The sequence below is a fragment of the Mesorhizobium sp. M0618 genome (assembly GCF_040320765.1).
Taxonomy (GTDB): domain Bacteria; phylum Pseudomonadota; class Alphaproteobacteria; order Rhizobiales; family Rhizobiaceae; genus Mesorhizobium.
Genome location: NZ_JAMYQH010000050.1, coordinates 20,736 through 33,246 on the forward strand (window position 1 = coordinate 20,736; position 12,511 = coordinate 33,246).

Below are 12,511 nucleotides of genomic sequence, written 5' to 3' on the forward strand. Positions count from 1 at the left end.
TCCTGATCAGCCTTGCTCTCGCAGCCGCTTCGCGATTGCCCGGTGCAAGTCAGGGGCGGCGGTGACAAGCGCCTTGGCAGCCTCGGATTGCGGGTGGTCGAGCACCTCGCTCGTCTTGCCGCGCTCGACAACCTTGCCGTCATGCATGACCAGCACCTCGTCCGTGATGGCGCGCGCGACGGTCAGGTCGTGGGTGATGAAGAGGTAGGCGATGCCGAGCTTCTGGTTGAGTTCGGCGAACAGATCGAGGATCTGGGCGCGGATCGAGACATCGAGCGCCGAGACCGGCTCGTCGGCGACGACCAGCTTGGGGCGGGTGATGATGGCGCGGGCGATCGACAGGCGCTGGCGCTGGCCGCCGGAAAATTCGTGCGGGTATTTGTCCATGTCGCTGATGCCGAGACCGACTTCGTGCAGCGCATGCGCCACCATCTCGCGGCGTTCGGCGCGCGTCGGCTTTTTCTCCAGCACATGCAGGGGTTCGGCGATCAGTTTTTCGACTTTCTGGCGCGGGTCGAAGGAACCGTAGGGATCCTGGAAGACGACCTGCATGTTACGTCGCGCCGGCTTCAGCTCGGCTTCGCTCTTGCCGGTGACGGTCTCGCCTCGGAACCGGATCGTGCCCGAGCTTGGCTGGTCCAGCGCCAGGATCATGCGGGCGAGCGTTGACTTGCCGCAACCGGAGCGGCCGACCAGCGCCACTGACTGACCCGGCGCCATCGACAGGGAGACATCGTCGACGGCTCGGATACCAGGCGCGCGTTTGAACAATGAGGTGCGTCGGCCGGGATAGTCGCGGGTCACGCTTTCGACCTGAAGCAAAGGTTGGCCCGTCTCGATGTCATGCGGCCTGGCGCGCGCCGGCACATGCATCGAGGCCTGCGCCAGCTGGCGCGTGTAGGGGTGGGTCTGTTCGGACAGCGTGCGCGCCGTGTCGCCGGCCTCCATCACCTCGCCATGGCGCAGGATGGTGATGCGGTCGGCCATCTCGGTCACCACGGCGAGGTCATGCGAGATCAGGAGCAGGCCCATGCGGCTTTCGGCGACGAGGTCGCGCAACAGGTCGAGGATCTGTGCCTGCAGCACCACGTCGAGCGCCGTCGTCGGTTCGTCGGCGATCAGCAGCTTCGGCTTCAGCGCGCAGGCGATGGCGATGACGACGCGCTGGCGCTGGCCGCCGGACAGTTCGTGCGGAAAGCGCGCCATCGGGAATTTCGCCTCGGGCAAGCCGACGCGGTCGAGCATCTTTCGCGCCCGGTCTTCGGCTTCGGCGCGGTTGGCCTTGGTGTGCCAGCGGATGCCTTCGGCGACTTGTTCGCCGATGGTCTTGACCGGGTTAAGCGCGGTCATCGGCTCCTGAAACACCATGCCGATGTCGTCGCCGCGCAGCGCACACATCTGGTCCTCGGTTGCTGCCAGGATGTCGATACCGTCGAATGTGACGCGTCCGGTGGCGCGCGCGGCATGGGGCAGAAGCTGCATCACCGTCAGCGCGGTCATCGATTTGCCCGAACCGGATTCGCCGACCAGCCCCATTACCTCACCGGGCGCGACGGAAAGCTCCATACCCCTGAGGATCTGCGTGTCGCCGATAGTCAGCGACAGGTTCTCAATGTCGAGCAGGCTCATCGCTGCCGCCGCGATTTCGGATCGAGGATGTCGGCAATGCCGTCGCCCAGCAGGTTCAGTCCCAGCACGGCGACGACGATCGCCATGCCCGGAAAGATCGCCATCCATGGCGCCACCACCATGCGGGTCTGCGCGTCGAACAGCATGCGGCCCCAGCTCGGCATCGGCGGCTGGGCACCCAGGCCCAGATAGGAAAGCCCGGCCTCGGCCAGGATGCCCAGCGCGAACTGGATGGTGCCCTGCACCAGGAGCAGCGTGGCGATGTTGGGCAGCACATGTTCGATTGTGATCTGCGTGCTGCTCTTGCCGGCGGCGCGCGCGGCCAGAATGAACTCGCGCGGCCAGATCGCCAGCGCGCCGGCGCGGGCGACACGGGCAAAGACCGGAATGTTGAAGATGCCGATGGCGATGATGGCGTTGATCGCGCCCGGCCCGAAGATGGCGGTGATCATGATCGCCGACAGCAAAGCCGGGAAGGCGAAGACGAGATCGTTCAGCCGCATCAGTGCCTCGTCGACGAGGCCGCCGCGTGCCGCGGCAAAGGCGCCGAGCGGCACGCCGACCCCCATGCCGATGCCAACCGCGACCAGCGCCACGGCAATCGAATTGCGGGCGCCGACCATGACCATCGACAGGATGTCGCGGCCGAAATGATCGGTGCCGAACCAGTGCGTCAGAGAGGGGGCTTGCGTCTTGTCCGATATCACCAGTTTGGTGACGTCGTAGGGCGTCCACGCATAGGAGACGATTGCCATTGCCAGGATCAGCAGGGTGATGACGAAACCGGCCACGAAGGCGGTGTTCCTGAATGCCTTGGCCAGGATGCTGCCGAACGTCTCCTCTGGGATGTCGATGTGCAGTGTCATTGCCGGCTTCTCAGGCGCGGATCGACAACCGCATAGGAAAGATCGACGAGAAGGTTGACGGCGATGACGGCGGCGACCAGCAGCATGACGACGCTTTCGACGACGATCAGATCGCGCTGGGTGATCGCCTGGAATACCAGCCGGCCGAGGCCGGGCAGATAGAAAACATTCTCGATGATGATGGTGCCGGCAAGCAGGAAGGCGAATTGCAGGCCCAGAATGGTCAGGACCGGGATCATGGCGTTGCGCAGTGCATGCCGCCACAAGACTGCGCGATAGGGCAGGCCCTTGGCGCGGGCGGTGCGGATGTAGTCTTCGCTCAGCACCTCGATCAGCGCCGAGCGGGTGACGCGCGCCAGGATCGCGGCTTGCGGCAAGGCAAGTGCGACCGCCGGCAGCAGCAGCGATTTCAGGGCTGGCCAGACGCCGGCACTCCAGCCGGGAAACCCACCGGCCGGGACCAGCCGCAGCCAGACGGCGAACACATAGATCAGCATCAGCGCGAACCAGAAATTGGGCACGGCGACGCCAAGCTGTGCGGCACCCATCGAAATCGTATCACCGGCGCGTCCACGCCGGCTGGCGGAAAACAGGCCAACGGGAATCGCGATGATGGTGGAGAGCGCAAGTGCAATCAGCGCCAGCGGCAGCGAGACGGCAAGCCGCTCGCTCACCAGGTCGATGACCGGCACCGAATAGGTGTAGGAACGGCCGAAATCGAGGCTGAGCAGGCCGCCGGCCCAGTGCAGATAGCGCAAGGCCAGTGGCGCGTTGAGGCCCATCTGGTTGTGGAGAAGTTCGATCTGGTCGGCGCTTGCGTTCATGCCCAGCATCAGCCGTGCCGGATCGCCGGGCAGGATCTCCAGCACGGCGAACACCACCATGGAAGCCAGCAGCAGCGTGGCGATGGCGACGGCGATGCGTTTTAGGAGATAGGCGGTCATGGAAGCGGAGGCACTGTTATTTTGTCCACCGGGCAAAGGTTGCGTTCCCGCACACCCCCCTCTGTCCTGCCGGACATCTCCCCCGCAAGGGGGGAGATTGTGCTCTCATCGAGGCTTTCGCCAATCGTTGACGGTGCGCAGACCAAGAAGGTTGCAAAGGGTGCACCATCGGCCAAACTGCCGATCTCCCCCCTTGCGGGGGAGATGCCCGGCAGGGCAGAGGGGGGTGTGACGGAGCGCAAGTTCCGCCAGGCAGCCTGAGTCTTCAATCCGACCACTTCACCTTGGTCAAATCATTGGCCTGGATCGGCGCGTTTTCCCACAGCCCTTGCAGCTTGGCGTCCCAGACTCCGACCTTCGGCAATTCGTAGAGGAAGCCGACCACGGCGTCGTCGGCCAGGATCTTCTGCGCTTGCCCCAGCAATTCCTTGCGCTTGGCTTCGTCGGAGGTGACACCGAGGTCGGCAATCACCTTGTCGAAGGCCGGGTTGTCGTAGTTGAAATAATAGTCCTTGCGCGAATAGATATCGATGTCGTTGGGCTCGGTGTGGGAGACGATGGTCAGGTCGTAATCCTTCTTGGTGAACACCTGATCCAGCCACTGTGCCCATTCGACCGGGATGATTTCCAGATCGATGCCGACGTCGCGAAGTTGTGAGGCGATGATCTCGCCGCCGAGCCGCGCATAGGCGGGCGGCGGCAGTTTCAGCGTCGCCTTGAAGCCGTTCTCGAGGCCTGCCTCCTTCAGCAGTTCCTTGGCCTTGGCGACATCATGCGGGTAGCGGCCGGTGAGGTCGACATAGTCCTTGTTGGCCGGCGACATATGCGAGCCGATCGGCTGCCCGAGGCCGGCCGAGGCGCCGTCGATGATCGCCTTGCGGTCGAGCGCGTAGGAGATCGCCTGTCTTACCTGCAGCTTGTCGAAAGGCGGCTTCTTGTTGTTGATCGACAGGATGGTCTCACCCTCGGTCGCGCCGATCACAACCTTGAAGCGCGGGTCGTCCTTGACCTGGGCGACGCTGTCGGCATCGAAGAACGGGAAAGCCTGGATGTCGCCCGAGAGCAGCGCCGGCACATAGGCGGCTGCATCCGGCACGATGCGGAACTCGGCCTTGTCGAGGGACGCCGGCGTACCCCAGTAGTTATCCGATTTGACCAAGGTGATCGACGATCCCTTGGCCCAGCTCTGGAACTTGAACGGGCCGGTGCCGATCGGTTTCTCCTTGTTGGTATCGGCAGATTCCGGCGCCACGATTACCGCGTCGCCCCAGCCCATATTGTAGAGGAACGAGCCCTGCGGGTTTTTCAGCGTGACCTTGACGGTTGCCGGGTCGACCACGTCGACTTTGTCGATGGCGGCGAACAGGCCCTTTTGTGCGTTGACGGAATTTTCGGCGCGGGCTCGATCGAGCGAGAATTTCACGTCGCTGGCGTCGAAGTCGGTGCCGTCATGGAATTTCACGCCGGTGTGCAGCTTGAAGGTGTAGACCTTTCCATCATCGGAAATGGTCCAGCTTTCGGCCAGATCCGGCAGCACCTCGCCATTCGGCCCGATGCGCGTCAGGCCTTCGAACACATTGGCGTAGAGAACCTCGTCGATCGCCGCGGCCGCCCCGGCGGTCGGATCGAGATGCGGGGGTTCGAGCGCGATGCCGATGACCAGGTCGGTTCGCGCGGCAAACGCAGAGGTGCCGGCGGCCAGCGACAGCACCGCGGCCGCCAGAATGGTTTTCCACAGTTTCATCGTGCAACTCCCCATGCGTTCAGACACGTGCTCGAACCCGGGCGATAGAAGCGTGATTTCGCCACGGAGTAAATTGCGTTTCGTTCTGCCCATTGGCGTGGCCGGGAATCTTTTTGTCCTGGCGACCGCATCGGCAGGTCGAAGCTTGTCGCGGTGCGCACCTTATTCCGTGGCTGTGCCGCGCAGCAGCACGTTGAGCCCTATTGCCATCACCTTGGCCGATTCTACCATGTCCGATATGCCGACCCATTCGTCCGGCCGATGGGCGAGGTCGAGAATGCCCGGCCCATAGGCAATGCAATCATAGATATGGCCGATGCGGGCTATGTGCTTCTGGTCGTAGGTGCCGGGCGAAATGACGTAGTCGGGTTCGCGGTCGAAGATCGCCATTATGCCTTGCGCAACCGCCTTGACCACCGGGGCGTCGCGCTCGGTCATCAGCGGCAGCACTTCCATCAGGTCGCGGATTTCGTAGTCGAATTTTGTCCGCTCGCGCTTTAGCCGGTCGAGAATACCGGTCACTTCGCCTTTGACGGTGTCGAGATCTTCCTCCAGCAGGAAACGGCGGTCGATGGTCAGCCGGCAGGAGTCGGGCACGTTGGGCGACGGCAGGCCGGGCCGGAAGTCCTCGGTCTGGCCGCCATGGATCGAATTGATGTTCATGGTCGAGCGTTTTGCCCCTTCGGGCACGACCGGCATGCGCGTCATCTTGCGGTCGAGTGCGGGGAACAGCTCGTCCTCGAAAGCCCTCAGCACGGCGCCCATGTGACGTACGGCATTGTCGCCGAGAAACGGCATCGAGCCGTGCGCGATCTCGCCCTTGGTCTCGATCTCCGCCCACCAGACACCGCGATGACCGAGACAGATGCGGTCCTTGTTCAGCGGCTCGGGAATGATGACATGGTCGACCCTGGGCTTCGAGAAATAGCCGAGCCTGGCCAAATGGGCGACGCCGCCGAAACCACCGGACTCCTCGTCGACCGTGCCGGATATTTCGATGGCGCCGGGAAAATCGGGGAAGACTTCCAGGAAGGCTTCGGCTGCGACGATCGAGGCGGCAAGACCGCCCTTCATGTCGCAGGCGCCGCGGCCGTAGACCTTGCCGTCTTTGACGATGCCGGCAAAAGGATCGACGGTCCAGCCGTCGCCAGCTTCGACCACGTCGATGTGTGAGTTGAAGTGGACGCAGGCGCCTGACGATCTTCCGTCGAAACGGGCAACGACATTGACGCGCGGGTAGCGGTCGGTGTCGCCGGGCGTGCCTTCTGCGCGGATGAATTCGGTCTCGAAACCGCTCTTCTTCAGCCGCGCGCCGAGATATTCGGCGCATGGCCGATAGGCCTCGCCGGGTGGATTGATGGTCGGAAAACGGATCAGCTCAGTGGTCAGCGCGACGACATCGTCGCGCCTGTCATCGATTGCCCGGAGGAGTCGCTCGTTCATACCCAGAGTTGAGCAGCGATCTCAGCGGTTTTGCAAGCCCGTTGGTGATCGAGCCTGGGCGGCGTGTCGTTGCGGCAACTATTGCGGGAAATCGTTCAAATTCGCTGCTTTGGATTGGCGAATTGGTCAAGGTGTGTGTGTTAGCCCGTTCATCTGCCATTAAAAAGATGAAAGACAATTTGAGGGCAGACAGGTTAGGGGCAATCAAAGGGGTTTGATCGCATGAAAAAGACAGTTCTCATGGCAGCCGTGTTTGTTGCGATGCTGTTCGGTGCTTCGGGGCAGGGCTGGGCAGCCAGCCTCGTTGCAAATATTGACGTGTCGTCGCAGACGATGACCGTCAGATATGGTGCGTCGGTTTACCGGTGGAGCGTCTCCACCGCGCGCAAAGGCTACATTACCCCGCGCGGCAGCTATCGGCCGCAACGGACGGCGCGGATGTGGTATTCGCGCAAATACGACATGTCGCCGATGCCTCATTCCGTGTTCTTCCGCGGCGGCTATGCCATTCACGGCACCGGCGCGGTGAGGCAGCTCGGGCGCCCGGCATCGCATGGCTGTGTGCGCTTGCACCCGACCAACGCCGCCGCCTTCTATGCGATGGTTCGGCAAGCCGGCTTCGGCAATACGCGGATTGTCGTGACGAACTGAAGAGATTCAGGTTCGCTGTTGTCGGCTGGCGCAGGGCTAACACCCTCGCCAGCAGTTCTGTTTAAGCGTTTGGGACCGCTTTTGCCTGCGAGGGCCGCTTTCGACGCCCGCCGCTGATCTCCCACCTTTTGTGGAACCACATCCACTGGCCGGGATCTTCTCGCACCCAGCGTTCGACGACATCGTTGAGACGCTGGGTGGTGGCGTGGACATCGACGCTGCCGTCAGCGGTGCGCGGCAATGTCAGCTTGTCCTCGATTTCGAGCCGGAAGCGGTTGCCTGGCAGCCTGATGCAGCGCGCCGGATAGACGTCGCAGTCATAGTGACGGGCAAGGGTGGCCAGCACCCGATTGCTCTGGCACGGACGGCCGAAGAACGTCGTATCCAGTCCATTGGAGAATTTCTGGTCGACAAGGATGCCGATGTTGCCGCCGTTCTCCAGGACCCCGGCCAAGGCGAATGAAGCACCGGCCATCGATGGCAGCAACGAGCCCATGGTCGAGCGGCGCGTCGAGAGGATGTAGTCGGCAAGATAAGGATTGTTGGGCGGCCGAAACAGCGCCGTGATGTTCATGCCGAAGGTCGCCGCCGCCACCGGCAGCAATTCGAAATTGCCGAGATGACCGGTAAAGACGATATGCGGCTTCTGTTCGCCAGCGATTTCGACGAAGTGGTCCGCTCCTTTGACCTCGATGCGGCCGGGCTTGATGGCTGTAGGGTCATAGTCGAAGAGGGCGTCGAGAAAGATGTATTCCGCGGCAAGACGGGCCATGTTGCCCCACATGTCGGAGGCGATCGCCTGGATCTCGGCTTCGCTCTTTTCCGGATAGGCCTTGCGCAGATTGTCGACGGCAACCTGATGGCGTCCCACCCGGGGGCCGACCATGCGTGCGACGCGGTCGGCGAAATTCAGCGCACTGTCGGCCGGCAGCAGACGCAGGACCGAGATGATCATCATCGCCGCCCGCGCCACCAGCCAGTAATTGAGCTGGCGCAGTTGCCTGCCGTAACGAAATTTTAGATCCCGGCGGAACTTCTTGAACACAGAGGTCAAGGCTCTAGCCGACGCGCAGGATGATCTTGCCGAACACGTCGCGGCCTTCCATGCGCTTCAGCGCGGCATCTATACCGTCGAAGTCGACTTCGGTGTCGATGACAGGTGCGACCTGTCCCGCCGCCATTTTCTGCATGGCGTTTGCCATGTTCTCCATGCGGCAGCCAAAGGAGCCAAGCAGTTTCAATTGCTGCTGGAACAGCTGCATGAGGTTGATCTGCGTCGACACGCCGGAAGTCGAACCGCAGGTCACCAGGCGGCCGCCACGCTTCAGGCACAACATCGAGGCGGCAAAAGTGTCGGCGCCGACATGTTCGAAGACGACATCGACGCCCTTCTTCTTGGTCAGCTTGCGCACGACGCCCTCGAAACGGTCGTCGCGGTAGTTGATGACATGGTCGGCGCCGAGCGCCTTGGCCTTGTCGATCTTGTCGTTGGAGCCGACCGTGGTGATGATGGTGCAGCCCATCCGCTTGGCCAGCTGGATGGCCGCCGAGCCGATGCCGGATCCGCCGGCATGGATAAGGATCGTCTCGCCGGGCTGTAGCCTGGCGTTGTCGAACAGCATGTGCTCGACCGTGCCGAAGGTGACGGGCGCGACCGCCGCGCCGATGTCGGTCACGCCGGGCGGGGCAGGGACCAGCAGGCGAGCCGGCAGGTTGATCTTCTCTTGCGCGAAACCGTCGAGATGGAAACCGTGCACACCCGAAACATGTTCACAGAGGTTGTCGCGGCCTTCGCGGCAGGCTCGGCAGAGGCCGCAGGTGCGCGCGCCGTAGATCGATACCAATTGTCCGGGCAGCAGGCTGGAAACGCCGGGGCCTACCGCCTCGACCTCGCCGGAGGCTTCGGCGCCGACGACCAGAGGCAGCTTGCGCTTGGCGAAGGCCATGCCGCGCCAGCCCCAGACGTCGATATGGTTCAGCGCCACCGCCTTGATGCGCAGCGTGACTTCGCCAAGTGCCGGCGGTGAGGGGGGCGGCAGGTCCACCGTTTCAAGACGGCGGTCCTCGATAAGTTGCAATGCGCGCATTGGGCCTGTCGGTTTCGGTCTGGCTGAAAAAGGTCGCTTAGACCGGTTCCCGCGCCATGACAAGGCAAGTGTTCTGGCCGCCGAAGCCGAAGGAGTTCGACAGAACGGTGCGAACCTCGGCATTGCGCTTCTTGTTCGGCACCACGTCGAGCACGATCGCGGGGTCGGGATTGTCATAGTTGATGGTCGGCGGAATGACGCTTTCGCGCATCGTCATCAGCGAGAACGCCGCCTCGACGGCGCCCGCCGCCGACAGCGTGTGGCCGATCATCGATTTGTTCGACGAGACCGGCATCGAGCCGATCCGCTCGCCGAACACGGTCGACAGCGACAGATGCTCCATCTTGTCGTTTTCGGGCGTCGAAGTGCCGTGAGCGTTCACGTAGTCGATCTCGTCTTCGCTCAAGCCGGCATCGGCAAGCACAGCACGGACCGCCGCGATCGCCGGCGAAGCGTCCGGCTTCGAGCGGGTGCGGTGGAAATCGTCCGCCTTTTCGCCGCAGCCGCGCAGGATGCCAAGAATCGTGGCGCCGCGCGCCATCGCGGCTTCCAGCGATTCCAGCACGAGAGCGCCGGAGCCCTCGGCCAGCACAAAGCCGTCGCGCTCCTTGGAGAAGGGTTTTGACGCCTTTTCGGGAATGTCGTTGTGGGTCGACAGCGCCGACAGCAGCGAGAAGCGGATCAGCGCCTCGGCGGTTGCCGAACCGTCGGCCCCGATCGACAGCGCCCGGTCGCATTCGCCGCGGCGGATCGCCTCGACACCGAGCTGGATGGCGGTGGCGCCGGAAGCGCAAGCGGTCGACAGCGTGATCGGCAGCCCGCGTGTGCCGAAACGGTCGGCAAGCCGGCCGGCGATCGAGCCGAACTGCGTGGTCTCGAAAATGTCTAGTTCCTTCAATCCGCGCGCCACCCGCAGCAGCCGTTCGCCGCCGGAGTCCAGTTTGTTGGAATTGTAGAGCGCGAAGCGGTCGTGCCAGTCGAGTTCGACCGGCGGTGAAGCGAGGAAGAGAGGACCACCGAAATCACCGGAATCGAGGCCGGATTCGGCCACGGCCTCACGCGCGGCGGTTTCCGCCAGTTCATAGGTGAGGTGGCTGGAGCCCTTCGAGCTCGATGGCAGGAAGTCGACCATGCCGGAGATGCGGGTGTTGAGATGATCGACCGGAAAACGGGTGATCGGGTGGATGCCCGACTTGCCCGAGGTCAGCGCCGCCCAATTGTCGGCCTTGCCGACGCCAAGCGAGGTCACCACGCCGATGCCGGTGACGGCGACGATCGGCCTGCCCATATGATCGTTCAGATTGGCCATGCGGGAGCCCTCGAGCGTTTATCGTTGCAGCATGGATCGTGGAACACCGCCTCAGGCGGCGTTGATCAGCGCCATGCCCTCGAATTGGTGATAGCCGATCGCCGTTGCAAGGACGGTTGCGGGAACCCCTTCGAACGGCTTCTCGGCTGCGGCATCAAAAACCGGGTAGGCGGCCTTGCGATCGACGGCCAGCGCCGCCAGTGCCACGGCGAAGGGAAACTGTGCTTCCTTCATGTGCCCGGTCAGCGTCGAGAAGCCGCGCGCGGCAATCGCCGGATTGGCGTCGAGCGCTGCTTTCTCGGCGATGGTTGCCATATGGGCGCCTGACGCGCCCGACAGGGCCAGTAATTTGCCGTTCGGCATTGCAGCCTGCTTGAGCAGTGCGGCGATCTCGGTGTCGAGTTCTCCCCGTGGGCGCCTGGCGCGGCCGGAGACGACCGGCCCAAGCTCGGCATAAATCTTTCGCCCGCGGCTTGTCGCGTGTTCGCGCTGCTCCAGCACCAGGAAGGCACCGCCGGATCCAGTCACGACGCCGCCGCCCTCAGCCCCCTGTCTTTGCCAGACCGGCTTCCACGGGCCGCGATGCAAATAGCCGGCGAGTTCATAGCCGAGCAGCATGTCGGAATGTTCGGTCTGGAAGGCACCGCCGACCAGGATGTGCGTCGACTGGCCGGAGCGGATGCGCGCGGCTGCCGTCTCGACGGCGGCGACACCGGCACCTTCCTCACCCATGAAGGTTCTGGATGAGCCCGTCACCTTGTGGACGATGGAGATGTTGCCGGCGAGCAGATTGGAAAGCTGGGCCAGGAACAGTGTCGGCCGCAATTCGGTGGTCAATTTCTCGTTGAGCAGCACATCGCGGTCGTTGCGGCTTTCCGAAGCGGCGAGAATGGCGGCATCGACCGCCTCGTCGCGTTCGCCGCCGCCTGCGGCCACAACCATGTCCATGGTCGTGCAGAGTTCGTCATTGCCCTTGATGCCGGCGTCGTCCAGCGCCAGGCCTGCGGCATAGGTGCCGAGCCTCTGCCAGGTTTCCATCTGGCGCTGATCGCCGCGTTTGGCGATCTGCAGGTTCCAGTCGATCTCCGGCAATGGATGGACGGTATAGGGTGCAAAGCGCGCCGCTTCGAGCACCGGTTCCAGGCCCGGCTGCGCGAGCTTCTGCCAATGGGCGTCCGGACCTTCCCCCAGCGAGGAGACAAGGCCGATACCAGTGATGACGACGTCGCGGGGGCTGCTCATGAGCGGCTTTGTGGGTCAGGCGGCAGGGCGCGTCAAGATCACGCGCTCAACCGAAGTCAGGCGGTCTTGGCGGCAACCAGTGCGTCGATCTTGGCGCACAGGTTCTTCATGACGAAGTAATCGTCGGTCGAAGCCTTGCCGTCATTGACTTCCTGGGTCCATTTTTCCAGCGGCACCTTGATGCCGAATTCCTTGTCGATGGCGAAGACGATGTCGAGGAAATCGAGGCTGTCGATGCCGAGATCGTCGATCGTGTGGCTCTCGGGCGTGATGGTTTCGATATCGATCTCGCTGGTGTCGGCAATGATCTTGGCGACTTTGTCGAACGTGGTGGACAAGGGCTTTTCCTTCGGTTGCGGGCGGAATCTGTCCGCATCTTGTTTGGGCGCTGTCTAATCGGTTTTTCCCGGCAGGAAAAGGGCTGATACGCCGGGCGCAGATGGGTAGGGTGTCTGGAAAACGCAAGAAGGGCGCCCGGTTTACCCCCGGGCCGGGGTGTTTTAGGGACGTAAAGCGTTTTTTGATTTTTGTTATAAACAAAATAACCTGCCCCCCCCACATACAGTGTTTATTTAGGGGGGGGGCGGTGGATTATA

Annotated in this window: 11 protein-coding genes; 1 reads left to right on the forward strand and 10 read right to left on the reverse strand. The window is 63.0% G+C overall.

The window, feature by feature from the left end; genetic code table 11:
- Positions 1 to 6: 6 nt before the first annotated feature.
- From NKJ04_RS32105 to NKJ04_RS32125, 5 genes are all read right to left on the reverse strand, one after another.
- Positions 7 to 1,629, reverse strand: coding sequence for an ABC transporter ATP-binding protein (locus NKJ04_RS32105; RefSeq protein WP_023812271.1), 1,623 nt, complete (start codon positions 1,627 to 1,629; stop codon positions 7 to 9).
- A complete protein-coding gene (locus NKJ04_RS32110; protein ID WP_023812270.1) occupies positions 1,626 to 2,495 on the reverse strand; it encodes an ABC transporter permease in 870 nt (289 codons plus the stop codon). The genes NKJ04_RS32105 and NKJ04_RS32110 overlap by 4 nt, the downstream gene beginning before the upstream one ends.
- Positions 2,492 to 3,439 (reverse strand): ABC transporter permease, encoded by a 948-nt coding sequence (locus NKJ04_RS32115; RefSeq protein ID WP_352679776.1) that lies wholly within the window; start codon positions 3,437 to 3,439, stop codon positions 2,492 to 2,494. Before NKJ04_RS32115 ends, NKJ04_RS32110 begins: the two co-directional genes overlap by 4 nt.
- 265 nt (positions 3,440 to 3,704) lie before the next feature.
- Complete coding sequence (locus NKJ04_RS32120; RefSeq protein WP_023812268.1) at positions 3,705 to 5,183, reverse strand: ABC transporter substrate-binding protein; 1,479 nt, start codon at positions 5,181 to 5,183, stop codon at positions 3,705 to 3,707.
- Positions 5,184 to 5,345: 162 nt separating this feature from the next.
- Positions 5,346 to 6,626 (reverse strand): acetylornithine deacetylase/succinyl-diaminopimelate desuccinylase family protein, encoded by a 1,281-nt coding sequence (locus NKJ04_RS32125; RefSeq protein WP_023812267.1) that lies wholly within the window; start codon positions 6,624 to 6,626, stop codon positions 5,346 to 5,348.
- Between the two features lie 222 nt (positions 6,627 to 6,848).
- Between NKJ04_RS32125 and NKJ04_RS32130 the strand changes: the two genes are divergently transcribed.
- Positions 6,849 to 7,277, forward strand: coding sequence for a L,D-transpeptidase (locus tag NKJ04_RS32130; protein ID WP_023812266.1), 429 nt, complete (start codon positions 6,849 to 6,851; stop codon positions 7,275 to 7,277).
- 61 nt (positions 7,278 to 7,338) lie between these two features.
- On the opposite strand, the gene NKJ04_RS32135 is transcribed toward NKJ04_RS32130, so the two are convergent.
- The 5 genes from NKJ04_RS32135 to NKJ04_RS32155 are packed head-to-tail and all read right to left on the reverse strand — an operon-like array spanning position 7,339 to position 12,253.
- A complete protein-coding gene (locus tag NKJ04_RS32135; protein ID WP_164892933.1) occupies positions 7,339 to 8,322 on the reverse strand; it encodes a lipid A biosynthesis lauroyl acyltransferase in 984 nt (327 codons plus the stop codon).
- Positions 8,323 to 8,335: 13 nt separating this feature from the next.
- Positions 8,336 to 9,364, reverse strand: a complete 1,029-nt coding sequence (locus NKJ04_RS32140; protein WP_127291678.1) for a zinc-binding dehydrogenase — start codon at positions 9,362 to 9,364, stop codon at positions 8,336 to 8,338.
- Between the two features lie 37 nt (positions 9,365 to 9,401).
- Positions 9,402 to 10,673 carry a beta-ketoacyl-ACP synthase gene (locus NKJ04_RS32145; protein WP_352679782.1) on the reverse strand — a complete coding sequence of 424 codons (1,272 nt, stop codon included), beginning with the start codon at positions 10,671 to 10,673 and terminating at the stop codon, positions 9,402 to 9,404.
- A 51-nt stretch (positions 10,674 to 10,724) separates the two neighbouring features.
- Positions 10,725 to 11,915 carry a beta-ketoacyl-ACP synthase gene (locus tag NKJ04_RS32150; RefSeq protein WP_128303982.1) on the reverse strand — a complete coding sequence of 397 codons (1,191 nt, stop codon included), beginning with the start codon at positions 11,913 to 11,915 and terminating at the stop codon, positions 10,725 to 10,727.
- A 56-nt stretch (positions 11,916 to 11,971) separates the two neighbouring features.
- The gene (locus tag NKJ04_RS32155) at positions 11,972 to 12,253 is read right to left on the reverse strand and encodes an acyl carrier protein (protein ID WP_006203389.1); all 282 of its coding nucleotides are present in this window, start codon (positions 12,251 to 12,253) and stop codon (positions 11,972 to 11,974) included.
- Between the last annotated feature and the right edge of the window lie 258 nt (positions 12,254 to 12,511).